Genomic DNA, 24,626 nt, shown 5'->3' with positions numbered 1-24,626 from the left:
GGTCGGGTCCTCGCGCACCCGCGAGGACCCGACAACCCCTACGCGGGCCAAGGGCTTCAACAACCCACTCCTGCACGCCCCTTGACATAGCACCGGGCGGCAGAGCGCTCCGACGCCCCTAGACTTCCTATGAGCGGAAGCGGACGGCCGGACGTCACTCCAGGTGTGGCTTCGGGAACGCGAAGGCGCGACCGTCCTGGAGGTGAGGTGCCGCCTTGAGCTGGGGAACACTCAGGCGGACTTCGCCGTGGACGCGGTGGCCGCATTCTCCATCGGCGAGCCGTTCGAGCTGGCGACCGATCTCCAGCAGAGGTTCATCGAACAGATCGGCCTCACCGTGCTCTACCCCTACCTGAGGGAGTCCGTGCACAGCACCGCAGCAAAGCTCGGTGTCGACACCCCGGTGCTCTCTCTGCGCAACCCGTGGCGGGCCGTCGACTAGGACGCCGAAGCATCGGGTCACTGCGGTGCCCCGCTTCCCATCCGGACGAGTAGCGGGGCACCGCCACAGCCGTCGATCATGAATATTCACAGGTGGCGGCGTTAACCTATGCAAAATCTAAAGGTGAACTAGGTTACAAACCTTGCAATCAAAGCCGCTCGGTTTGCCCACATGCTGAGATCCGTGCCATAGTCAAGGCATCGGACTTCGGCTGGCCCGACCTGGCACGGCCGACGCCCATCGCGTGGCACGCACCCCCTTGGCCGACGCGATGACTTGCAGGGGCCCCCATCCGCCGGACCACGGCGAACGTCGGGGGCCCTGCGTGTTTTCCGGGGCGTTCCGACGGTGGGGAGCGGGCGCCTCAGTGCCGCTCGCGGACCTTCAGCTCGAACCAGACGCCCTTGCCCCGCGGCAGCAGGTCCGCGCCCCACCGGTCGGCCAGGTCGTCGACGATCCGCAGGCCCCGGCCGCGCTCGTTCACCGGCTGCGGCTCGGCGAGGATCACGCAGGGCAGGGCGCGCGAGGAGTCCCGGACCTCGATCCGGAGCCAGCCGGGCTTGCGGCTCACCTGGAGGCCGATGGTCCGCCCGGCGGCGTGCCGGACGGCGTTGGAGACCAGCTCGCTGGTGAGTAACTCCCCGGCCTCCAGGTGCTGGTGGAGGTCCCAGGACTCCAGGACGGACAGCACCAGCCGGCGGGCCACCGGGCCGGACTCCGGCCGGGACGGCAGTAGCACCTCATTGGGCGTGGACTGGTCGCTGAGCCTGCCGAAGTACATCTCCTCCAGCTCCTCGGAGCTGAGCCCCTCCAGCGCCGACAGCGCGCACCGGACGTCGATCCACGACGCCTCGGCGACCGTCCCGATCATGGGAACCGATGACTGATCTGTTTCGCCCCAACCCGCCATGCGGTCCATCATTGCGGAACGCAAGCGGCCGCGTACGGACAATGAGCAAACGATCTCCGCCGGTTCGGCATATGCCGGGTGCATGACGACGGCTCGGCGACGGCATGACGACGGCGACCCGGGCCTGCTCGACGTCAAGCCCGGGTTGCCGCGAACCACCTCCGACCAGGGCGGTCACCCGCCGGCTACCAGGCGCTCCAGGCCAGGTTCCAGCCGCTCAGCCCGTTCGACGGGTCGAGGATCTCCTTCTTGGTGGAGTTCTTCACGATCACCACGTCGCCGACGATCGAGCCGTCGTAGAACTTGCCCATCGAGGTGCCGTCGCCGCCGCCCTTGACGTCACTGAGGCCGACGCAGCCGTGGCTGACGTTGTCCTCACCGATCTGGTCGCTCCAGTAGTTGCCGTGCACGTAGGTGCCGCTGTCGGTGAGCCGCATCGAGTGCGGCACCTGGAGGTCGTACGGCGCGCCGGTCATGCCGGGCAGGGTGCTGGACTGCATCCGCACCACGCCCTCCTTGGCCATGACGACCATGGTGCCGTTCCAGGTCGGGTGCTCGGGCGAGCCGGAGGTGATCTGGATCTCGGACGCCTGACCGTCCCGTTCGACGGTCATCCGGTGCGTCGCCGCGTCAACCGTCGAGACCTGGGATCGCCCGATCGTGAAGGGCTCGTCCCGGTCGGTGCCGTACACCCCGGGGGCGATCTCGACGCTCTTGAGCCGGTAGTGGACGGTCACCTTGGTGCCGGGCTTCCAGTACTTCTCGGGGCGGAAGTCCAGCCGGCGGTCGTCGAACCAGTGGCCCTTGACCACGGTGCCGTTGTCGGTCTCGAAGGTGATGCCCTTGACGACCGAGTCCCGGTTCTTGACGTCCTTGCTGAAGTTCACCGAGACGATCATGCCGACGCCGTACGTCGCGTTGTCGTCCACGTTGTCAGCGGCCTTGGCCAGCGCCTCGGGGGTCAGCGTGGTGAAGCTGCTGTCCGCGCTGGCGACCACGCCGTTGGCGTCCGCGGCCATCGCGCTCACCTGGTAGGCGGTGCCCACCGCGAGGCCCTGGGACGGGGTCCAGCTGGAACCGTCGGCGGCTATCGTGCCGGGCACCTCCTTGCCGGCCTTGTCGCTGACCTTGACGGTGGTGAGCTTGCCGCCGGTGGCGCCGACCTTCAGCGCACCCGGCGCCACGTCCACCGCGCCGGTCTTCGGCTCGATGTTCACCACGGCCTGCGAGACCTTGGGCGCCGCGCTGGTGGGCGCCGCGCTCGGGGCGGTGGAGGCCGTCCCGGCGTTCGCGCCCGCCCCCAGGTCGGCCTTGGCCGCGCTGCCGCTCCCGGTGCCGCCCCCGCCGCCGCACGCGGCCGTCAGCACCATCGCCCCGCCGACCAGGCCGGTGGCCACCACCCTGCGTATCGACCTCATGTCGACTCCCTCCCTCACACTTCCCCGCCGGACCCGTGAAGGGACCCGACCTCTACACGCCCTGGCCACCGGAAAGGTTGCGCCGTTCGGGGGGCGTCATGCCCGGAAACGGGAGCGGCCCGACCCCAACGGGTGAGGTTCGGGCCGCTCGCCGGCACTGCGCTGACGAACCGGGACTACCTGAGCCACCGGGTGGGCAGGGTCTACCAGTTCGCCCAGGAGACGTTCCAGCCGCCCAGCCCGTTGGAGGGCGAGACGGTCTTCTCCTTCGAGTTCACGATCTTGACCACGTCGCCGACGATCGAGTCGTTGAAGAACTTGCCCGCGACCGAGGAGTCGCTGCCGCCCTTCTCGTCGGCCATCGAGACGCAGCCGTGGCTGGCGTTGGTCTTGCCGAACGGGTCCGCCCAGTAGTTGCCGTGGACGAAGGTGCCCGAGGTGGTCAGCCGCATCGCGTGCGGGACGTCCTGGATGTCGTACTCGCCGCCGAGACCGACGGTCTGCGAGTTCATCCGGGTGACCTTCTCCTTGGACATGATCACCATGGTGCCGCCCCAGGACGGCGTCGCGTCCGCGCCCAGGGTGACCGGCACGGTGGTGCTCTTGCCGTCCCGGACGACCGTCATCTGGTGCGTCTTGGCGTCCGCGGTGGAGACCTGGGAGCGGCCGATGGTGAACGGCTCGTCCTTGTCCACGTCGCCGTAGACGCCCGGGGAGACCTCGACGTTCTTCAGCCGGTACTTGATGACGACCTTGGTGCCCGGCTTCCAGTAGTCGGCCGGACGGAAGTCCAGCCGGTTGTCGCCGAACCAGTGGCCCTTGACCTCGGTGCCGTTGTTGGCCTCGACGGTGATGCCCTTGAGGACGGCGTCCTTGTTCTTGATCGAGCGGCTGAAGTCCACCGAGACGATCATGCCGACGCCGTAGGTGGCGCCGTCGGCGATGTTGTCGTTGGTGGAGACCTTCTTGTCCGGGGTCAGCGTGGTGAACGAGGTGGTGGACGCGGCCACCAGGCCCTCGGCGTCCTTGGCCTGCGCGTTCACCTTGTACGCCATGCCGACGGCGAGCGCCGCGGCGGGCTTCCAGCCGCTGCCGTCCGGGGTGATCGCGCCCTCGACCGGCTTGCCGTTCTTGTCGGTCACCTCGACCGCAGTGAGCTTGCCGTTGGTGACGCCCACCTTCAGCGCGTTGTTCGGCGCGACGTCCTGGGCGCCGTCCTTGGGCTCGACGGCCAGGACCGCGGCCGAGGTCTTCGGCGCGGCCGAGGTGGGGGCCGGAGCGGCCGTCCCGGTCCCGTCCGCGCCCGCCGTGGCCACCGGGGCGGCGTTGTCGCCGCCACCGCCCGAGCCGCCGGCCTTGTCGTCATTGCAGGCCGCGGTGAGCAGCAGCACTCCGCCCATGGCCAGCGCGACCGCACCCCGGCCCATCGTGCGGCTGGTGGTACGTATCGCGGCGCCGGCCGCCTTACCCGTCTTCAACGGTCTCTCCCCTCCCGGTGTCCACTCTCTTGACGCGTTGAGTGCCCCCATGAGTTGCACCGGACGCAGATCTTTCGCGCCAAGGGTCGGCGCCGCGGAGCAGGATAACTGGGCCGTCTGAGTGAATCTTGGGGGGAGGTGGGTGGAGCGGGGGCGAACCGGCCGTGAAGGTTCCCCCACAAGATCATCCGGCACAAGATCATCCCGCCGGGTACGGCCGAATCCGCTCCCCCGGCCGCCATCCGCCGGTAAGCCGCCGTTCAGCCGCTTCCGATCTGCGCAATCCGGGAATGAGGAACTGCACGGGGTCCGGGACACCCCGCCAGGGAGGGTACGGCCATGGCGTCAGGGCAGGAGCTGGAAGCCGGTGTGCGGCCGCCCGGCGGAGCGGCCGCCGAGCCACCGTGGCCCGGCAGCTGGCAGCCGCTCGGCGCGCGCTACCGCACCGGCCAACACGGTCCCCGCGGCACCAACTTCGCGCTCTGGGCGGCCGGCGCCGAGGCGGTCGACCTCTGTCTCTTCGACGACGAAGGCCGGGAGAGCCGGCACCGCCTCACCGAGCAGGACTTCCAGATCTGGCACGGCTTCCTGCCCGGCGTCGGCCCCGGCACCCGCTACGGCTTCCGCGTGCACGGCCGCTGGGACCCGTGGACCGGTGCCCGCTGGAACCCGGCCAAGCTGCTGCTCGACCCGTACGCCCGCGCCGTCGACGGCGGTTACACCGCGCACGACTCCGTCTGCGCCGCCGTCCGCAACTGGCCGGAGCGGGACGTCGCCGACACCGTCCGGGACAACCGGGACTCCGCCCGGTACGTGCCCAGATCGGTGGTCGTCCACGACGACGACGACTGGTACGACGACCACCGCCCGAAGACCCCGTGGGCCGAGACCGTGCTGTACGAACTGCACGTGCGCGGCTTCACCATGCGCCACCCGGACGTCCCGCCCGGTCTGCGCGGCACCTACGCGGGCCTGGCCCACCCCGCCGCCGTCGCCCACCTGACCCGGCTCGGCGTGACGGCCGTCGAACTGCTGCCGGTGCACCAGTTCGCCGACGAGGACCACCTCCAGGCGCGCGGGCTGGTCAACTACTGGGGCTACAACACGATCGGCTACTTCGCCCCGCACGCCGGCTACTCCGCCGCCGGCTCGCGCGGCGGCCAGGTCGGCGAGTTCAAGCGGATGGTCCGCGCCCTGCACGCCGCCGGGATCGAGGTGATCCTCGACGTGGTCTTCAACCACACCGCGGAGGCCGCCGAGCTCGGCCCGACGCTCTCGCTGCGCGGCATCGACAACGCCGCCTACTACCGGCTCGCCCCGCACCGCCCGCGCGGCTACGCCGACTACACCGGCTGCGGCAACACCCTGGACACCCGCCGCCCGCAGGTGATCCGGCTGATCACCGACTCGCTGCGGTACTGGGTGACCGAGATGGGCGTGGACGGCTTCCGCTTCGACCTCGCCGCCGCCCTGGCCCGCGGCGGCTCCGGCGGCGGCGACGGCGTCGACATGGACCACCCCTTCCTCGCCGCGGTCTCCCAGGACCCGCTGCTCAGCCGGGTGAAGCTGATCGCCGAGCCCTGGGACGTCGGCCCGGGCGGCTACCAGGTCGGCGGCTTCCCGCCGCTGTGGGCCGAGTGGAACGACCGCTACCGCGACACCGTCCGGGACTTCTGGCGCGGGGCCCGCCCGGACGTCCGCGAGCTCGGCTACCGGCTGACCGGCTCCTCCGACCTCTACCAGCGCGGCGGCCGCCGCCCGTACGCCTCGGTCAACTTCGTGACCGCGCACGACGGTTTCACCCTGCGGGACCTGGTCAGCTACGACCGCAAGCACAACGAGGCCAACGGCGAGGCCAACCGGGACGGCACCGACGACAACCGCTCCTGGAACCACGGCGCCGAGGGCGAGACCGCCGACCCGGAGGTGAACGCCCTGCGGCTGCGCCAACTGCGCAACCTGATGGCCACCCTGCTGCTCTCGGCCGGCGTCCCGATGATCACCGCCGGGGACGAGTTCGGCCGCACCCAGGGCGGCAACAACAACGCCTACTGCCAGGACAACGAGGTCGGCTGGCTGGACTGGTCGCTGCTCGACGAGCCCGACTGGCAGGGGCTGTTCGAGCTGACCGCCACCCTGGTCCGGCTGCGCCGCGCCCACCCGGTGCTGCGCCAGCGGGCGTTCTTCTCCGGCCGGGCCGCCACCCCCGGCGGCCAGCCCGACCTGGCCTGGTTCACCCCGCTCGGCAAGGAGATGACCGAGGCCGACTGGTTCGCCCCGACCGCCTGCCTCGGCATGCTGCTGTCCGGCACCGCGATGTCCGAACGGGACGAGGCCGGGCGCCCCTCGCGGGACGACAGCTTCCTGCTGCTGCTCAACGCCGGCCCGGACCCGGTGGTCTTCACCCTGCCCGGCGAACCCTGGGCGGCCCCGGAGGCCGCGTACGAGACGGTGGCCGACACCGCGGCCGCGGGCACCGGCGAGCCGTACCCGCGCGGTGCGGTGGTGCTGGGCGGGCGCTCGCTGCACCTGCTGCGGGCACCCGCCCCGGAGGCCTGACCGGGGAGGCCGGAAAGAGGGAGACCTGCCGGAGGAGGCCGGAAGGAGGCGGCCGTCAGCGGTGGCCGACCTCGACGTTCTCCAGCACCCCGATCGCATCCGGCACCAGCACCGCCGCCGAGTAGTAGGCGCTCACCAGGTAGGAGGCGATCGCCTTCTCGTCGATGCCCATGAACCGCACGTTGAGGCCGGGCTCGACCTCGTCCGGGATGCCGATCTGGTGCAGGCCGATCACCCCCTGGTTGTCCTCGCCGACCCGCATCGCGATGATCGAGCTGGTGTGCCCGCCGACCACCGGGATCTTCCCGCAGGGCAGCAGCGGGACGCCGCGCCAGGCGGGCAGGTGGTGGCCGCCCAGGTCGACGCTGCCGGGGTAGAGGCCGCGCCGGTTGCACTCCCGCCCGAAGGCGGCGATCGCCCGCGGGTGGGCGAACAGGAAGTCGGTGTCGCGGCGCATGCTCAGCAGCTCGTCCAGGTCGTCCGGGGTGGGCGGGCCGGCGTGGGTCTGGATCCGCTGGTCGAAGGCGGTGTTGCCGAGCAGGCCGAACTCCGGGTTGTTGACCAGTTCGTGCTCCTGGCGCTCGCGCAGCGCCTCGATGGTCAGCCGTAGCTGCTGCTCGGTCTGGTTCATCGGCTTGCTGTACAGGTCGGCGACCCGGGTGTGGACCTTCAGCACGGTCTGCGCGACGCTCAGCTCGTACTCGCGCGGGCTGAGTTCGTAGTCCACGAAGGCGCCGGGCAGCCCGAACTCGCCGCGGTGGCCGGCCGACATGTCGATCTCCGCCTCGCCGAGCGCGTTCTGCGCCCGGTCGGAGTCGGCGAGGTGGCGGACCAGGTGCTCGCGCAGCGCCGGGGAGCGGTCGGCCAGCTCCTGGAAAGCCGGCCAGGCCAGTGCCATCGCGACGCCCGCGGTGGCGGCCCGCACCGTGTACGGCCAGCGCCCGTCGGCCCGCGTCAGCGCCTCGTCCCCGATGTGGTCGCCGTCGGCGAGGGTGCCGACCACCGTCTGCTCGCCGTACTTGCCGGTGCCGATCCGGTCGACCTTGCCGTGCGCGACCAGGAACACCTCCTCGATCGGCGCGCCCTCCTGGACCAGCACGTCCCCCGGGGCGAAGCCCCGCTGCACGAACCGCCGGGCCAGCTCCTCCAGCACCGCGTCGTCCTCGAACCCGCGCAGCGCCGGCACCTCGCGCAGCGAGGGGGCGATCACGCCGACCGAGGTACCGGTCTGGACGAAGCCCACCCGGCCGCGCCCGGTGGCGTACCGCAGGCGGCGGTTGACCCGGTAGGTGCCGGCGCTGACCTGCACCCAGGGCAGCGTCTTCAGCAGCCAGCGCGAGCTGATCTCCTGCATCTGCGGCCTGGACTTGGTCGTGGTCGCCAGGTTCCGTGCCGCGACCGTACTGAGGCTCAGCTGGGCCCGTACCAGCACCGTGGCGGAGCCCGGTCCGGGCTCGGTCTCAACCGTCATTGCGCCTCTCCCGTCGTTCAACAAGCGATGACCATCCGTCACGAGATGTCATCGGAAGGTCACGGGGCGTGCGCAAGAGGCGCGCGGCGTACTCCGGCCCGTACGGGCGGCCCCGCACGCCCCATCCGTCCCGCGCGCCCCACCCGTCCGGGTGGCCGGTTCTCGCCGGAGGCCCTGACAGGGGCGAAAAACCTGATGAGAAATGACGCGGCGCCGTCCTACCCTCACGACGATGGCCGAGAACCGACAAAACGACGACCAGGCGACCGGGAGCCGGCACTCCACGGTCCGCTCCCTGCTGCGCCTGTGGCCCTACGCCCGTGCCGTGCGACGCCAGTTGGCCGTCTCGGTGTCCGCCGCACTGCTCGCCATGATGAGCGTGCTCGGCGTCCCGGTCGTCCTCGGCCGGATCGTCGACGGCCCGCTCACCCGGCCCGACCTCGCCGGACTCCGACCGCTGGTGGGCCTGTTGCTGCTGCTCGGCCTGATCGAGGCCGCACTGTTCTACACCCGCCGGATCGTGCTGGCCCGCCCACTGGCCCGGCTGGAGACGGCCATGCGCGGGGACCTCTTCGGCAAGCTCCAGCGGCTGCCGGTCTCCTTCCACGACCGGTGGGGCTCCGGGCAGTTGCTCTCCCGGGCCACCGCCGACATGTACACCATGCGGCTGTTCCTGGCCTTCCCGCTGGTCTTCCTGATCGTCAACTCGGCGATGTTCCTGGCCGGCACCGCGGTGATGTTCACCCAGGACTGGCGGCTCGCCCTGATCACCCTGCTGCCCACCGTGCCGCTGTTCCTGCTCACCCGGCGCTTCGAAGGCGGCTACTCCGGCGCCTCCCGCCTCGCCCAGGACCAGAACGGCGACCTCGCCACCGTGGTCGAGGAGTCCGTCCTCGGCATCCGCATCCTCAAGGCCTTCGGCCGGCACCGCTCGATGGCCGAACGCTTCCGCGCCCAGTCGCACCGGCTGCGCCGCACCGAGCTGCACAAGGCCGGCCTGCTCGCCAACCTCTGGGCGGTCATCATCGGCCTGCCCGAGCTCGCCCTCGGCTGCGCCATCGCCGTCGGCGCCTACCTGGTCGCGCACGACGAGCTGAGCGCCGGCACCCTGGTCGCCTTCCTCTCCACCGCCCTCGCGCTGCGCTGGCCGGTCGAGTCGCTGGGCTGGCTGCTCGCCTACGCCAATGAGGCCGCCACCGCCACCGACCGCTTCTTCGAGGTCCTCGACGAGCCCGAACCGGCGGACCCGGGCACCGCCACCGAGCTCGGCGCCGTCCGCGACGGCATCCGCTTCACCGGCGTGCGCTTCCGCTACCCCGACGCCCCCGACGGCACCCCCGACCTGCTGACCGGCATCGACCTGCACATCCGCAGCGGCGAGACGATGGCCCTGGTCGGCGCCACCGGCAGCGGCAAGACCACGCTCACCGCGCTGCTCCCCCGCCTGTACGAGGCCACCGGCGGCACCATCACCCTGGACGGCCGGGACATCCGCGACCTGCCCCGGGAGCGGCTGCGGCAACTCGTCGCCGTCGCCTTCGAGGAGCCCACCCTGTTCTCCGCCACTGTCCGGGAGAACGTCCTGATGGGCGCCCCGGGCGCGGGCGACGACCGGCTGCACGCCGCGCTGGCCACCGCCCAGGCCGGCTTCGTCGACAAGCTGCCGGACGGCGTCGACACCCAGGTCGGCGAACAGGGCCTCAGCCTCTCCGGCGGCCAGCGCCAGCGCCTCGCGCTGGCCCGCGCGGTGGTCGGCGACCCGGCCTTCCTGGTCCTGGACGACCCGCTCTCCGCCCTCGACGTGCACACCGAGGCCCTGGTCGAACGGGCACTGCGCGAGGTCCTCGGCTCGACCACCGCCCTGGTCGTCGCGCACCGCCCCAGCACCGTGCTGCTCGCCGACCGGGTCGCCGTCCTCGCCGACGGCCGGATCGAGGCCGTCGGCACCCACCAGGAACTGCTGCGCGACTCGGCGCGCTACCGCGAACTGATGTCGGGCGAGGCCGCCCCCGCCGCCCCCGCCCCCGAGGGGCCCCTGGTATCGAAAGGAGGGGCCACCCGATGACCACCACGGTCGAACCCGCCGACCCCGCGCTGCCGGACACCGCCGAGGAGGAGCTGCCGCCGCCCCCGGTCGACGAGGAGGACATCCCCGTCCCGCCCGGCGCGCCCCGGGAGCTGCTGCGCTCGCTGCTCGGCCCGCACCGGGCCCGGATCACCGTCGCGATGGTGGTGATCCTGATCCAGCAGGCCGCCCTGCAGTCCGGCCCGCTGCTGGTCGCGGTGGTGATGGACCGCGGCATCCCGGCGCTGCGCGAGCACGACGCCGGCCCGCTGATCGCGGTGATCGCCGCCTACCTGGGCTGCGCGCTGCTGAGCCCGCTGCTCCAGTGGGGGTTCATCAAGATCAGCGCCCGGGTCAACCAGGACATCCTGCTGGAGCTGCGCGGCCGGATCTTCCGCCACGCCCAGCGGCTCAGCCTGGACTTCCACGAGCGCTACACCTCGGGCCGGATCATCTCCCGCGCCACCAGCGACGTGGACGCGCTGCGCGAACTGCTCTCCGAAGGGCTCCAGGAACTCCTGACGGTGTTCCTGTCGGTCTGCTACATCTCGGTGCTGCTGCTGGTGCTGGACTGGCGGCTCGGGCTGGCCTCCCTGGTGTCCGGCGTGCCGCTGGCCCTGATCGCGCGCTCCTTCCGCACCCGCTCCCGCCGGGTCTACCGGCGCTCCCGCACCTCGGCCGCCTCGCTGATCGTGCGCTTCACCGAGACCATGAACGGCATCCGCCCGGTGCAGGCCTTCCGCCGCGAGAAGGCCAACGACGCCGCCTTCGACGTGGTCAACCGGCAGTCCGCCACCGCGACCGCCGACGGCCTGCTGGAGATCGCCCGCTACGTCGGCCTCTCCCGCGCCACCGCCAACACCTGGATCGCCGGCGTGGTGCTGCTGGGCGCCTACCTGGTCGCCGACGGCTCGCTGGAGCTGGGCGTGCTCACCGCCGCCGTGCTCTACCTGCGCCGGCTGTTCGACCCGATCGACCAGCTGGCGATGTTCCTGAACAGCTACCAGTCGGCCGCCGCCGCCCTGGAGAAGATCGCCGGCCTGCTCGCCCACGAGCCGACCGTCGCCGAACCGGCCGAGCCGACGCCGCTCCCGGCGGCACTCGGCAAGGGCCGGGAGGTCGTCTTCGAGGGCACCCGCTTCACCTACCGAACGGGCAAGGAGGTGCTGCCGCCGTTCGACCTGGCGATCCCGGCCGGGCAGACGGTGGCGGTGGTCGGCGCGACCGGCGCGGGCAAGTCGACGGTGGCCAAGCTGCTGGCCCGCTTCTACGACCCGACCGACGGCCGGATCCGGCTGGACGGTGTGGACCTGCGCGAGCTCGCCACCGCCGACCTGCGGCGCGGGGTGGTGATGGTGACCCAGGAGTCCTTCCTGTTCTCCGGCACCGTCGCCGAGAACATCGCGATCGGCCGCCCCGACGCCACCCGCGCGGACGTCGAGCAGGCCGCCCGGGACATCGGCGCGTACGAGTTCATCGCGGCGCTCCCGGACGGCTTCGACACCGACGTGCGCAAGCGCGGCGGCCGGATCTCCGCCGGGCAGCGCCAGCTGGTCGCCTTCGCCCGCGCCCTGCTGGCCGACCCGGCGGTGCTGATCCTCGACGAGGCGACCAGCTCGCTGGACGTCCCCGGCGAGCAGGCCGTCCAGCGGGCGATGCGCACCGTCCTGGCCGGCCGGACGGCCGTGATCATCGCCCACCGGCTCTCCACCGTGGAGATCGCCGACCGCGTCCTGGTGATGGACCAGGGCCGGATCGTCGAGGACGGCTCCCCGCAGGAGCTGATCGACGGCTCCGGCCGCTTCGCCGCCCTCCACCAGGCCTGGCGGGACAGCCTGGTCTAGGGCCTGTGGGCGAGCGGGCGGATCACCGCAGCACCCCCGTGTCCATGCCGGCCGACTCGACGGGCTGAGCCACCAGGCCGAGCTCGGCCGGGGAGGCCAGCAGCGGGTGGGCCGGCAGGACCCGGACGGTGTAGCCGAACGGGCCGGTCCGGCAGAGCTCCAGCGAGCCCTCGTAGCGGGTCCGGCCGTCCAGGTCGGGCCCGCCGACCGGCTTGAGGGCGAGCAGGCAGGCGTCCGAGATGCCGTCCGACTCGTCCACCCGGCCGGAGACCGCCTGCACCTCGACGTCACCAGGCTCCAGCGTGCCGAGCGCCACCTGCACCCGCAGTGCCAGCGAGCTGCCGAGCTCCTGCGCCTCGTCCGGGCAGTCCGCCTCGACGTGCTCGACCCGCACGGCCGGCCAGGCCTCCCGCACCTTCGCCTTCCACGCCGCCAGCTCCCGCGCGGCGGTGAATCGCCCGCTCGCCTCCGGGCGCTCCGACCCGGCGCCGACGCGTTCGGCACCGGCCTGGCCTGCGGCTCCGGCCGGCGGGTACCCACCGCCCGCCAGCTCCCGCTGGGCCAGCGCCGCCGGGGTGTAGAGCCGTTCGACGTACTCGCGGACCATCCGCCCGGCGAGCACCTTGGGCCCGAGGGTGACCAGGGTGTGCCGGACCATCGCGATCCAGCGGTGCGGCAGCCCGTCCGCGCCCCGGTCGTAGAAGCGCGCCGCGACCTGCTCCTCGATCAGGTCGTAGAGGGCGGCGGCCTCGATGTCGTCGCGCCGCTCGGCCTCGCTGCTCTCCGGGTCGAGCGCTCCGCCGGTCCCGTCGGCCGTCGGGATCGCCCAGCCGTTCTGGCCGTCGTACCACTCGTCCCACCAGCCGTCCAGGACGGACAGGTTGAGGCAGCCGTTGAGCGCGGCCTTCATCCCGGAGGTGCCGCAGGCCTCCAGCGGCCGCAGCGGGTTGTTCAGCCAGACGTCGCAGCCCGGGTAGAGGTGCTGGGCCATCGCCATGTCGTAGTCCGGCAGGAAGACGATCCGGTGCCGCACCGCCGGGTCGTCGGCGAAGGCGACCATCTGCTGGATCAGCCGCTTGCCGCCGTCGTCGGCCGGGTGGGCCTTGCCGGCGACCACGATCTGCACCGGCCGGGTGGGGTGCAGCAGCAGGGCGCGCAGCCGGTCCGGGTCGCGCAGCATCAGGGTGAGCCGCTTGTACGAGGGGACCCGCCGGGCGAAGCCGATGGTGAGCACGTCGGGGTCGAGCACCGAGGAGACCCAGCCGAGTTCGGCCTCGCCGGCGCCGCGCTGGCGCCAGGAGGCGCGCAGCCGGCGGCGGGCCTCGTCGACCAGCTGGGCGCGCAGGCTGCGGCGGAGGTCCCAGATCTCGGTGTTGCCGATCCGCTCCAGGCCCGTCCAGCGCTTGGCGTCGCCGGTGGTCATGGCGGACTCGGCGCGGTCGGCGCCGATCTCGGCGGCGCCGAGCCGGACCACCGCCGGATCGATCCAGGTGGCGGCGTGGACGCCGTTGGTGACCGAGGTGATCGGCACCTCGGCCGCGTCGAAGCCGGGCCAGAGGCCGTTGAACATGGAGCGGCTGACCTCGCCGTGCAGGGTGGAGACCCCGTTGGCGCGCTGGGCCAGCCGCAGGCCCATGGCGGCCATGTTGAAGAGCTTCGGGTCCCCGCCGGGCCAGGTCTCGGCGCCGAGCGCGAGCACCGGTTCGACCGGGACGCCGGGCAGCGCGGCGTCCCCGCTGAAGTGGCGGGCGACCAGCTCGCGGTCGAAGCGGTCGATGCCGGCCGGGACGGGCGTGTGGGTGGTGAAGAGGGTGCCGGCCCGGACGGACTCCAGGGCGGCGGCGAAGTCGAGGCCGGCCGCCTCGTCGGCGACCAGTTCGCGGATCCGTTCGACGCCGAGGAAGCCGGCGTGGCCCTCGTTGGTGTGGAAGACCTCGGGGGCGGGGTGTCCGGTGAGCCGGCAGTAGGCGCGCACGGCCCGGACGCCGCCGATGCCGAGCAGCATCTCCTGGAGCAGCCGGTGTTCGCTGCCGCCGCCGTAGAGCCGGTCGGTGACGTCGCGTTCGGCGGGCGAGTTGGCCTCGATGTCGGAGTCGAGGAGCAGCAGCGGGACGCGCCCGACCTGGGCCTTCCAGATGTGTGCGGCGAGGGTGCGGCCGCCGGGCAGCGCGAGGTCGACCCGGGTGGGGGTGCCGTCGAGCTCCCGGAGCAGCGTGACGGCGAGTTCGTCCGGATCGAGCAGCGGGTAGCGCTCCTGCTGCCAGCCGCCCCGGTCGAGGGACTGCCGGAAGTAGCCGTGCCGGTAGAACAGGCCGACGCCGACGATCGGGACGCCGAGGTCGCTGGCCGCCTTGAGGTGGTCGCCGGCCAGGATGCCGAGGCCGCCGGAGTACTGGGGCAGTGCGGCGGCGATGCCGTACTCGGGGGAGAAGTAGGCCACGGCGGCGGGCGGCGGGGTGGCGCCGTCCTGCTGCTGGGCCTGGTACCAGCGGGGTCCGGTGAGGTATTCGCGCAGGTCGTCGGCGAGGTCGCCGAGTCTGCGCAGGAACCGCCGGTCGGCGGCGAGGGCGGCGAGCCGGGCGGCCGGGACCTCCCCGAGCAGCCGCACCGGGTCCTCGCCGGTCGCGGCCCAGACCTCCGGGTCCACGGACCGGAAGAGGTCCCTGGTCTCGGGGTGCCAGGACCAGCGCAGGTTGAGGGCCAGCTCGTGCAGCGGCTGGAGTTGTTCGGGCAGGACGGTGCGGACGGTGAATCTGCGGATTGCCTTCACGGCGTGAAGCGTAGCCCCGACGGCCGTCCCGACAGTGCGTCAAGTGGGCTATTGGGCATCCGTTCGGCCTATTGATGAGATCGCATTCGGCGCATTGGTCTGCACGGGGGGCGCACGAGGCGCACTTTTCGGGGGAACGCGCTACCAATGCGTGAACACTGTGGAACAGATCCATTTCCGACGGCCCGTCCGCTCCCGACAAAGACCGAAACTACTGTCGTACTGCTGCAAAAGTCCCCGCGGCAATGCGAGGATGAACCGCGGTCGTTGGTGCTGCGGGGAGATCGGCGACGGGTGGCGTCCCCCGTGAAGCAGCACGTCCGAATCCTTTTCGCGTTGATCGTTCCTCATCTTCCTTAGTCCGTTCGGCGCTCACCGCGCACCGACGCGTGTCCTCACGACCGGCCTGCTCGTTCACGGGTGGACCGGGTCGCCCAGGGGCGTGACCCCGGAGGCGTGCGCCGGGACGCGCGCGGGCTCCGGGGCTCCCCGCCACGGGCAGGGCGGGCGCCGGGCAGGTTGCCGGGGACGACGGCGCGGGCAGGCTTCCGGTCGCACGTCCTCCCCACCCAGCAGTCCTCCCGGTACTCCCCTGGCCGCCCCCCGGCCCGCGGGAGTTGCCGCCGATCTCGGGCAGGAGTTTGGCATGCACGGCGACACGCGGGACCAGTCCACACCGGTGGCCGACACCCTCGACGCAGCGGTCGCGGAATCCGCCGGACGGATGGATTCTGACACTCGGACAGATCCGGCGATGCCGGCGCCCCGGGCCGCCGGGGCGGTCCGCGGCGAGCCGGCCGAGGCGGCCCGACAACCCGGGGCCGAGGAGAGCCGGACCACGGCACCGCGCAGGCGCACCACCACCACGCGCCGCACCGCCGGCACCGCACCCGCCGCCCCCGCGAAGGCCGCCGCCACCACGCCGGCCACCGGGTCGGCCGGTGCCGCCGCACCGCGCAAGGCGGCCGCCCGCAAGTCCGCCGCCAAACCTGCCGCCAAGCCCTCCGCCCGCAAGACGACAGAGAGCGACACCGTGATCGGCCGCATCCCCGTCCTGGACGTCAGCCCCCTCGTCGACGCCGGCCGCCGCCCGGCCAAGGCCGTCGTCGGCGAGACCTTCCTGGTCACCGCGACCGTGTTCCGCGAGGGCCACGACGCGGTCAACGCCAACGTGGTGCTGCGCGACCCGCGCGGCCGCAGCGGCCCGTGGACCCCGATGCGCGAACTCGCCGAGGGCAGCGACCGCTGGGGCGCGTACGTCACCCCGACCGCGCCCGGCCGCTGGTCGTACCTGGTGGAGGCCTGGAGCGACCCGGTCGCCACCTGGCGCCGGACGGCCTCGGTGAAGCTGCCCGCCGGGATCGACACCGCCCTCGTCCTGGAGGACGGCGCCCGGCTGCTGGAGCAGGCGGCGGGCGGGGTGCCGAAGAAGGACGGCCGCGCGCACGTGCTGGCCGCCGTGGACGCGCTGCGCGATCCGGGCCTGCCGCCGCTGTCCCGGCTGGCCGCCGCGCTCGCCCCCGAGGTGCTGGAGCTGCTCGACCGCTACCCGCTGCGCGAACTGGTCAGCGCCTCCCGCCCGCTGCCGCTCCAGGTGGACCGCGAGCGCGCGCTGTACGGCTCCTGGTACGAGTTCTTCCCCCGCTCCGAGGGCGCCGTGGTGGACCCGACCGGGGTCGAGCCGCCGCGCTCGGGCACCCTGCGCACCGCCGCCGAGCGGCTGCCGGCGGTGGCCGCGATGGGCTTCGACGTGGTGTACCTGCCGCCGGTCCACCCGGTCGGGCGGGCCTTCCGCAAGGGCCCGGACAACACCCTGACGGCCGGTCCGCACGACGTCGGCTCACCGTGGGCGATCGGCTCCCCCGAGGGCGGCCACGACGCCGTCCACCCGGACCTCGGCACCATCGAGGACTTCGACCACTTCGTCGCCGAGGCCCAGGCGCTGCACCTGGAGGTGGCGCTGGACTTCGCCCTGCAGTGCTCCCCCGACCACCCGTGGGTCAACAAGCACCCGGAATGGTTCAGCCACCGCTCCGACGGCACCATCGCGTACGCCGAGAACCCGCCGAAGAAGTATCAGGACATCTATCCGATCAACTTCGACCAGGACATGGACGGAATCGTCAAGGAAACCATCCGGATCCTCCGGTTCTGGATGTCCCACGGCGTGCGGATCTTCCGGGTCGACAACCCGCACACCAAACCGGTGGTGTTCTGGGAGAAGGTGCTCGGCGACATCGCCCGCACTGATCCGGATGTCGTGTTCCTGGCGGAGGCGTTCACCCGCCCGGCGATGATGCACACCCTCGGAAAGATCGGTTTCCACCAGTCGTACACGTACTTCACCTGGCGCACCACGAAATCCGAACTCGTCGAGTACCTGACCGAACTCACCGGGGACGCGGCCGCCTACATGCGGCCCAACTTCTTCGCCAACACCCCGGACATCCTGCACGCCTACCTCCAGCACGGCGGCCGCGCCGCGTTCGCGGTCCGCGCCGTGCTCGCCGCCACCCTCTCGCCCAGCTACGGCGTCTACGCCGGGTTCGAACTGTTCGAGGACGAGCCGGCCCACCCGGGCTCCGAGGAGTACCTGCACTCGGAGAAGTACGAGCTGCGCCCGCGCGACTGGGGCCGCACCGACACCCTCGCCCCGCTGCTCACCGTCCTGAACCGACTGCGCCGGCGCCACCCGGCCCTCCAGCAGCTGCGCGACCTGCGCTTCCACCCCACCGACAACGACCAGGTGATCGCCTACTCCAAGACCGCGACCACCCCGGAGGGCCTCACGGACCAGGTCGTCACCGTGGTCAACCTCGACCCGCACCACGTCCAGGAGGCCACCGTCACGCTCGACGGCGAAGGCCCGTACGCGGTGCACGACGAGCTCACCGGCGCCGTCTACACGTGGGGCCGGCACAACTACGTCCGGCTCGACCCCTCAGCCGAGCCGGCTCACCTCCTCACGGTTCGGAGGAACCCAGCGTGACAGTGAACGAGCCCGTCCCCGACACCTTCCCCGAGACCTCGAAGAAGAACCTGGACCCGGAGTGGTTCAAGCGTGCGGTCTTCTACGAGGTGCTGGTGCGGTCCTTCCAGGACAGCAACGGCGACGGGGTCGGGGACCTCAAGGGGCTCACGGCCAAGCTCGACTACCTGCAGTGGCTCGGGGTCGACTGCCTCTGGCTCCCGCCGTTCTTCGCCTCGCCGCTGCGCGACGGCGGGTACGACGTGGCCGACTACAAGTCGGTGCTGCCGGAGTTCGGCGACCTCGCCGACTTCATGGAGTTCGTCGACGCCGCGCACGCCCGCGGCATGCGCGTGATCATCGACTTCGTCATGAACCACACCAGCGACCAGCACCCGTGGTTCCAGGCCTCCCGGGAGGACCCGGACGGCCCGTACGGCGACTTCTACATGTGGGCCGACGACGACAAGCAGTACCCGGACGCCCGGATCATCTTCGTCGACACCGAGACCTCCAACTGGACCTACGACCCGGTGCGCAAGCAGTACTTCTGGCACCGGTTCTTCTCCCACCAGCCGGACCTCAACTACGACAACCCCCGGGTCCAGGACGAGATGATCGCCGGGCTGAGGTTCTGGCTCGACCTCGGCATCGACGGCTTCCGGCTGGACGCGGTGCCGTACCTGTTCGCCCGCGAGGGCACCAACTGCGAGAACCTGCCGGAGACCCACGAGTTCCTCCAGCGGCTCCGCAAGGAGATCGACGCCGACTACCCCGACACCGTGCTGCTCGCCGAGGCCAACCAGTGGCCCGAGGACGTCGTCGACTACTTCGGCGACTTCGCCGCGGGCGGCGACGAGTGCCACATGGCGTTCCACTTCCCGGTGATGCCGCGGATCTTCATGGCGGTGCGGCGGGAGTCCCGGTACCCGGTGTCGGAGATCCTCGCCAAGACCCCGCAGATCCCCGGCGGCTGCCAGTGGGGGATCTTCCTGCGCAACCACGACGAGCTGACCCTGGAGATGGTCACCGACGAGGAGCGCGACTACATGTACGCGGAGTACGCCAAGGACCCCCGGATGCGCGCCAACGTGGGCATCCGCCGCCGGCTCGCCCCGCTGCTGGAGAACGACCGCAATCAGATCGAGCTGTTCACCGCCCTGCTGCTCTCCCTGCCCGGCTCGCCGGTGCTCTACTACGGGGACGAGATCGGGATGGGCGACAACATCTGGCTGGGCGACCGGGACGGCGTGCGCACCCCCATGCAGTGGACCCCGGACCGCAACGCGGGTTTCTCCTCCGCCGACCCGGGCAGGCTCAGTCTGCCGCCCATCATGGACCCGGTGTACGGCTATCAGGTGACCAACGTCGAGGCGCAGCAGAGCAGTTCGAGTTCGCTGCTGCACTGGACGCGTCGCATGATCGAGATCCGCAAGCTCAACCCGGCCTTCGGCCTCGGCACCTACACCGAGCTGCCCTCCAGCAACCCCGCGGTGCTCGCCTTCGTCCGCGAGCACGAGGGGGACCTGGTCATGTGCGTGAACAACTTCTCGCGGTTCGCGCAACCGACCGAACTGGACCTGCGGCGGTACGGCGGACGGTACCCGGTCGAGCTGATCGGCGGGGTGCGCTTCCCGTCGATCGGTGAATGGCCCTACCTGCTCACCCTGGCCGGCCACGGCTTCTACTGGTTCCAGCTCCGGCAGCCCCCGCGCCTGAGCGGGACCAGGCGGCCGAAGTAACGATCCGCCGCACCCGAGGCCCTCGCCGGCCCCGCACCACCAGACCCTCCGGGGGCGCGAGTTGAACCCCCGCGCCCCCGGAGTTCTCTGCACCACCGCGTACGGAGAACAGCCCAACGGCCACCCACACGAAGGCGTGACACCCGAGCCCCGCTCGCGTGCCGTCGCCGCCGCGCCGCCGAAATCCGGAAGACTGACGGACCCGGCCAGACCCGTCGGGCAGTCCGCCCGCTTCCGGGGAAAGGGAGTCATGTCCGAAACCTCCCGTTCTCAAGCCCATGTGCAGCACGACACCCCGGCCGGCCCCGCCGCGCCGGCGGGCGCGCGGAGCACCGGGGTCCGGAGAACCGCCCTGGGGGTCAGCGAACTCGTCCAGGCGGCCCTGCCGCTGATCGCCGAGTGGCTCCCCACCCAGCGCTGGTACGCCGGAAAGGGACGGCCCATCACCGGTCTCACCCCGGTGGTCGGAACCCCGTTGCAGGTCGGCGACCCCGCCCTGCTGCACGTGCTGCTGCGGGTCGAGCACGCCACCACCGCCGGCGCCCCGCACGGCGACCTCTACCAACTACTCCTCGGCATCCGCTCGGAGGGGCCCTCGGACATCGAGCCCACCGCCGTGCTCGGCCGGCTCAGTCAGGGCCCGTACGACGGCGCCACGCTCTACGACGCCGTGCACGACCCCGAGCTCACCGGGCGGCTGCTGGAACACCTCGCCACCGGCGACCGGTTCGGCTCGCTCGCCTTCCGCCGCACCCCCGGCTCCGGGCTGCCCGCCAACCTCCCCGGCCGCGCCTCCACCGCCGAGCAGTCCAACAGCTCGGTCATCTACGGCACCTCGTACATCCTCAAGCTGTTCCGCCGCATCCACCCCGGCACCAACCCCGACCTCGAACTCTCGCTCGCCCTCTCCCGGGCCGGCTCCACCCGCATCCCCCGGGTCGCCGCCTGGTTCGAGAGCCGGCTCGAACGCGCCGAACCGGCCACCCTCGGTCTGCTCCAGCGCTACCTGCCGGACGCCGAGGACGGCTGGGAGCTCGCCCTCGACCAGGTCGGCCGGCTCAAGGGCGACCCCTCCCCCGGCAACTTCGCCATCGAGGCGCACCGGCTCGGCCGGGCCACCGCCGAGGTGCACCGGGTGCTGGCCCGCTCGATGCCGGTCGCCCGGCTCGACCGCGCCCAGACCCGCCAGCTCGCCACCGCCATGGCCGACCGGCTGGACAGCGCCGTCGCCGCCGTCCCCGGGCTGCTGCGCTTCCGGGCCGCGCTGCGCACCGCCTTCCAGCAGCTCGCCGACGCCCACCCGGACGGCCTGCCGGTCCAGCGCATCCACGGCGACCTGCACCTCGGGCAGGCCATGCGCACCCCGCACGGCTGGGTGCTGCTGGACTTCGAGGGCGAGCCCGCCAAGTCCGTCAGCGAACGGCGCGAACCGCAGCCCGCGCTGCGCGACGTCGCCGCGATGCTCCGCTCCTTCGACTACGCGGCCGCCCACCTGCTGGCCGGCGGTCCGGTCGATCCCGAACTCGCCCACCTCGCCGCCGCCTGGGCCCAGCGCAACCGCACCGCGTTCTGCGCCGGCTACACCGCCGGGGGCGGCGCCGACCCGGCGGCCTCGCCGGAGCTGATGCGGGCGCTGGAGATCGACAAGGCGGTGTACGAGGTGGTGTACGAGGCCCGGCACCGGCCGAGCTGGCTGCCGATTCCGCTCGCCGCGATCAACCGGCTCGCCCTCACCGTCTGACCCTCCCCCGCACCACCCCCGGAGTTCGCCCACACCCCCGCCGCAGGAGGACCCAGCCGTGACGCCGCTCGACCCGCCCGGCCGCACCACCCGCCCCGTACCGGCCACCTTCCTGGCCGGCCCCCAGCGCGAGCCCACGGCGGCCCGGCGGGCCACGGCGCCGACCGCCCCGGAGACCGCCCCGGCCGTACCGCTGGTCGGCGCGCTGCGGCTGCCCGAGGCGCCGCTGCCGCCCGCCGAGGTGGACCGGCTGGTCGGCGGACAGCACCACGACCCGCACGCGCTGCTCGGCGCACACCCGGTGCACGGCGGGACCGCGATCCGGGTGCTGCGGCCGTTCGCCGAGCGGGTGGTCGTCGAGACCGACCAGGGGCCGGCCGAACTCACCCACCAGCAGGGCGGGCTGTTCACCGGGCTGGTGGCCGGCGGGGCGCCGCCGCACTACACCCTCCAGGTGACCTACCCCGGCGGTGAGCCGCTGCTCCAGCACGACGGCTACCGCACCCCGCCCACCCTCGGCGAGTTCGACCTGCACCTGATCTCCGAGGGCCGGCACGAGCAGCTGTGGCGGGCGCTCGGCTCGCACCCGCGCACCGTCGACGGCGTCAGCGGCACCGCCTTCGCGGTCTGGGCGCCGAACGCGATCGGCGTGCGGCTGATCGGCGACTTCAACCACTGGGACGGCACCGGGCACCCGATGCGCTCGCTCGGCTCGTCCGGGATCTGGGAGCTGTTCGTCCCGGGCCTCGGCGAGGGCACCACGTACAAGTACGAGATCCACACCCGGCAGGGCTGGGTGCTCGACAAGGCCGACCCGCTGGCCCGCGCCGCCCAGTGCCCGCCCGGCACCGCCTCGGTGGTCACCAGCTCCACCCACCGCTGGCAGGACGGCGAGTGGATGGCCCGCCGGGCCCGCGCCGGGCACCACCGCTCCCCCATGTCGGTGTACGAGCTGCACCTGCCCTCCTGGCGGCCCGACCTCACCGACTACCGCGCGATCGCCGCGGAGCTGCCCGGCTACCTCAAGGACCTGAACTTCACCCACGTGGAGTTCATGCCGGTCATGGAACACCCCTTCGGCGGCTCCTGGGGCTACCAGGTGTCGGGCTACTACGCCCCCACCGCGCGGCTCGGCAGCCCGGACGACTTCCGGTACCTGGTCGACACCCTCCACCAGCACGGCATCGGCGTGATCGTCGACTGGGTGCCGGCGCACTTCCCGAAGGACGACTTCGCCCTCGCCCGCTTCGACGGCGAGCCCCTGTACGAGCCCGCCGACCCGCTGCGCGCCGAGCATCCCGACTGGGGCACCCTGGAGTTCGACTACGGGCGCAAGGAGGTACGCAACTTCCTGGTCGCCAACGCGGTGTACTGGTGCGAGGAGTTCCACATCGACGGCCTGCGGGTGGACGCCGTCGCCTCGATGCTCTACCTCGACTACTCCCGCGAGGGCGGCGCCTGGACGCCCAACCAGCACGGCGGCCGGGAGAACCTGGACGCCGCCGCGTTCCTCCAGGAGATGAACGCCACCGTCTACCGGCGCTGCCCGGGCGTGGTCACCATCGCCGAGGAGTCCACCGCCTGGGACGGCGTCACCCGCCCCACCGACAACGGCGGCCTCGGCTTCGGGCTGAAGTGGAACATGGGCTGGATGCACGACTCGCTGGTCTACATGTCCAAGGAGCCGGTGCACCGCAAGTACCACCACAACGAGATCACCTTCTCGATGGTGTACGCCTACTCGGAGAACTACGTGCTGCCGATCTCGCACGACGAGGTGGTGCACGGCAAGCAGGCGCTGGTGTCCAAGATGCCCGGCGACTGGTGGCAGCAGCGCGCCAACCACCGCGCCTACCTGGGCTTCATGTGGTCCCACCCGGGCAAGCAACTCCTCTTCATGGGACAGGAGTTCGCCCAGGGCGCCGAGTGGGACCACGAGCAGGGCCCGCAGTGGTGGGTGCTCGACGAGCAGTGGCCGGCCCACCAGGAGCACCGCGGCATGCGCCGACTGGTCCGCGACCTCAACCGGCACTACCTCGACACCCCCGCCCTCTGGGAGCGGGACACCACCCCGGACGGCTTCCGCTGGCTCGACGGCGGCGCCGCCGAGGACAACCTGCTCTCGTTCGTCCGGTACGCGGCCGACGGCTCGCCGCTGGTCGCGGTCTGCAACTTCTCCCCGGTCGTCCGGCACGGCCACCGGGTCGGCCTGCCCCGCCTGGCGGGCCGCGACCAGCTGTGGGAGGAACTGCTGAACACCGACGCCGAGGAGTACGGCGGCAGCGGCATCGGCAACTCCCGCCCGGTCAAGGCCGAGGCCGTGGAGTGGGACGGCCAGCCCCGCAGCGCCCAGCTGATCCTGCCCCCGCTCGCCACCCTCTGGCTCCGCCCGGCCTGAGCCCCTAAGCTCCCCGCCTGAGAATGATCGTCAGCAGGCGGGGGGCTTGCGCATGTGGCTGTGGACGATGCTGGGGTGGATCTACCTGCTGGTGCCGTTCGTCTGCTGGGCCGTGGTGGTGCGGACCAGGGCGGTCGGGGTCGCGGTCTTCGCCGTCCTGGCGGGCCTGGCCCTCGCCCTGGTCGGGCTGGAGTACGAGTGGTTCTACACCCGTGTGATGGCCGAGCTGGAGGCCGGGTACCCGTTCCTGGCGAGCCTGGTGATCCTGGCCGGCGTGCTGGGCGAGAAGCGGCTGCGCGGCCCGCGGCCGGAGAACGGGTTCATCGACCCCGTCGGCGCGGCCGCGGTGACGATCTGCGTCCACGCCGTGGTCGGGATGGCCATCGCGTTCCTCTACCAGTGGGCCGTCTACGAGCCCTTCTACCCGAGTCTCGCCTCGATCCCCCTGCCGTCCGGACTGACCGTCACCGACAGTACCGAGGGCTCCTGCGGCACCAACTTCTGCTCGCGGACCCTCACCATCGGCAGCACCACCGGCCTGCCGCCCGCCGAGGTGGCCGCCCGGCTGCGGGCCGCGCTCGCCGACGACGGCTGGACCCGCGGCGAGGGCGAAGCCCTCGTCCATCCGTACGGCTGGCTGGTGGACCGGCGCGTGTCGCAGATCTACGTCAGCGGCGTGTCGGTGGAGCTGGTCGGCCCGGAGCTCGCCAACGCCCGGCGCTGACCTCCGACACGTCCCGGCATGACCTTCGTCCCTTGCCCCTGCGGGGCTGCTCTGCTCGCCGACGGGTGTTCGCGGTGCGAAGGTATGGTCGAGATG

14 protein-coding genes are annotated in these 24,626 nt (G+C 72.1%); 9 read left to right on the top strand and 5 right to left on the bottom strand.

Annotated elements, in window-relative coordinates; all coding sequences use genetic code 11:
• The first annotated feature begins 202 nt into the window (after positions 1-202).
• Positions 203-442 (top strand): hypothetical protein, encoded by a 240-nt coding sequence (locus ABTY15_RS04975; protein WP_350576102.1) that lies wholly within the window; start codon positions 203-205, stop codon positions 440-442.
• 364 nt (positions 443-806) lie between these two features.
• On the opposite strand, the gene ABTY15_RS04970 is transcribed toward ABTY15_RS04975, so the two are convergent.
• The 3 genes from ABTY15_RS04970 to ABTY15_RS04960 form a co-directional block, all read right to left on the bottom strand.
• On the bottom strand, positions 807-1,313 hold the full coding sequence (locus ABTY15_RS04970) for an ATP-binding protein (RefSeq protein ID WP_350576099.1): 507 nt from the start codon (positions 1,311-1,313) through the stop codon (positions 807-809).
• 224 nt (positions 1,314-1,537) lie between these two features.
• Positions 1,538-2,770, bottom strand: a complete 1,233-nt coding sequence (locus tag ABTY15_RS04965; RefSeq protein WP_350576097.1) for a L,D-transpeptidase — start codon at positions 2,768-2,770, stop codon at positions 1,538-1,540.
• A gap of 203 nt (positions 2,771-2,973) precedes the next feature.
• Complete coding sequence (locus ABTY15_RS04960) at positions 2,974-4,248, bottom strand: L,D-transpeptidase (RefSeq protein WP_350576095.1); 1,275 nt, start codon at positions 4,246-4,248, stop codon at positions 2,974-2,976.
• 339 nt (positions 4,249-4,587) lie between these two features.
• Between ABTY15_RS04960 and glgX the strand changes: the two genes are divergently transcribed.
• Positions 4,588-6,807, top strand: coding sequence for a glycogen debranching protein GlgX (gene glgX, locus ABTY15_RS04955; protein WP_350576092.1), 2,220 nt, complete (start codon positions 4,588-4,590; stop codon positions 6,805-6,807).
• 55 nt (positions 6,808-6,862) lie between these two features.
• On the opposite strand, the gene ABTY15_RS04950 is transcribed toward glgX, so the two are convergent.
• Positions 6,863-8,278, bottom strand: a complete 1,416-nt coding sequence (locus tag ABTY15_RS04950) for a family 2B encapsulin nanocompartment shell protein (RefSeq protein ID WP_350576089.1) — start codon at positions 8,276-8,278, stop codon at positions 6,863-6,865.
• Positions 8,279-8,510: 232 nt separating this feature from the next.
• Between ABTY15_RS04950 and ABTY15_RS04945 the strand changes: the two genes are divergently transcribed.
• Both ABTY15_RS04945 and ABTY15_RS04940 read left to right on the top strand, forming a co-directional pair.
• Complete coding sequence (locus ABTY15_RS04945; protein ID WP_350576087.1) at positions 8,511-10,343, top strand: ABC transporter ATP-binding protein; 1,833 nt, start codon at positions 8,511-8,513, stop codon at positions 10,341-10,343.
• Complete coding sequence (locus tag ABTY15_RS04940) at positions 10,340-12,187, top strand: ABC transporter ATP-binding protein (RefSeq protein WP_350576084.1); 1,848 nt, start codon at positions 10,340-10,342, stop codon at positions 12,185-12,187. Before ABTY15_RS04945 ends, ABTY15_RS04940 begins: the two co-directional genes overlap by 4 nt.
• Positions 12,188-12,209: 22 nt before the next feature.
• Here ABTY15_RS04940 and glgP read toward each other — a convergent pair whose 3' ends face one another.
• Positions 12,210-14,957 (bottom strand): alpha-glucan family phosphorylase, encoded by a 2,748-nt coding sequence (gene glgP / locus ABTY15_RS04935; RefSeq protein WP_350576081.1) that lies wholly within the window; start codon positions 14,955-14,957, stop codon positions 12,210-12,212.
• A gap of 1,033 nt (positions 14,958-15,990) precedes the next feature.
• Between glgP and ABTY15_RS04930 the strand changes: the two genes are divergently transcribed.
• From ABTY15_RS04930 to ABTY15_RS04910, 5 genes are all read left to right on the top strand, one after another.
• Entirely contained in the window at positions 15,991-17,946 is a 1,956-nt protein-coding gene (locus ABTY15_RS04930) for an alpha-1,4-glucan--maltose-1-phosphate maltosyltransferase (protein WP_350576174.1), read from the top strand.
• Complete coding sequence (gene treS, locus ABTY15_RS04925; RefSeq protein WP_350576078.1) at positions 17,943-19,667, top strand: maltose alpha-D-glucosyltransferase; 1,725 nt, start codon at positions 17,943-17,945, stop codon at positions 19,665-19,667. The genes ABTY15_RS04930 and treS overlap by 4 nt, the downstream gene beginning before the upstream one ends.
• Positions 19,668-19,917: 250 nt before the next feature.
• A complete protein-coding gene (locus tag ABTY15_RS04920; RefSeq protein WP_350576076.1) occupies positions 19,918-21,408 on the top strand; it encodes a maltokinase N-terminal cap-like domain-containing protein in 1,491 nt (496 codons plus the stop codon).
• A gap of 58 nt (positions 21,409-21,466) precedes the next feature.
• Positions 21,467-23,806: a 1,4-alpha-glucan branching protein GlgB gene (gene glgB, locus ABTY15_RS04915; protein ID WP_502893420.1), complete on the top strand. Its 2,340-nt coding sequence runs from the start codon at positions 21,467-21,469 to the stop codon at positions 23,804-23,806.
• 46 nt (positions 23,807-23,852) lie between these two features.
• Positions 23,853-24,530 carry a hypothetical protein gene (locus tag ABTY15_RS04910; protein ID WP_350576074.1) on the top strand — a complete coding sequence of 226 codons (678 nt, stop codon included), beginning with the start codon at positions 23,853-23,855 and terminating at the stop codon, positions 24,528-24,530.
• The last annotated feature ends 96 nt before the right edge of the window (positions 24,531-24,626 follow it).

Origin of the sequence: Kitasatospora sp. NPDC097643 (genome assembly GCF_040302625.1) — a bacterium.
In the GTDB taxonomy this organism is placed as follows: Bacteria; Actinomycetota; Actinomycetes; order Streptomycetales; family Streptomycetaceae; genus Kitasatospora.
The sequence above is the reverse complement of the archived record's forward strand: the minus strand, read 5'-3'. Positions and strand labels throughout refer to the sequence as shown.

Bases quoted from the DNA above. Each gene is read 5' to 3' on its own strand.
- ABTY15_RS04970 (WP_350576099.1), bottom strand. From the start codon at position 1,313: ATGATCGGGACGGTCGCCGAGGCGTCGTGGATCGACGTCCGGTGCGCG.
- ABTY15_RS04965 (WP_350576097.1), bottom strand. From the start codon at position 2,770: ATGAGGTCGATACGCAGGGTGGTGGCCACCGGCCTGGTCGGCGGGGCG.
- glgX (WP_350576092.1), top strand. From the start codon at position 4,588: ATGGCGTCAGGGCAGGAGCTGGAAGCCGGTGTGCGGCCGCCCGGCGGA.
- ABTY15_RS04950 (WP_350576089.1), bottom strand. From the start codon at position 8,278: ATGACGGTTGAGACCGAGCCCGGACCGGGCTCCGCCACGGTGCTGGTA.
- ABTY15_RS04945 (WP_350576087.1), top strand. From the start codon at position 8,511: ATGGCCGAGAACCGACAAAACGACGACCAGGCGACCGGGAGCCGGCAC.
- ABTY15_RS04940 (WP_350576084.1), top strand. From the start codon at position 10,340: ATGACCACCACGGTCGAACCCGCCGACCCCGCGCTGCCGGACACCGCC.
- ABTY15_RS04920 (WP_350576076.1), top strand. From the start codon at position 19,918: ATGTCCGAAACCTCCCGTTCTCAAGCCCATGTGCAGCACGACACCCCG.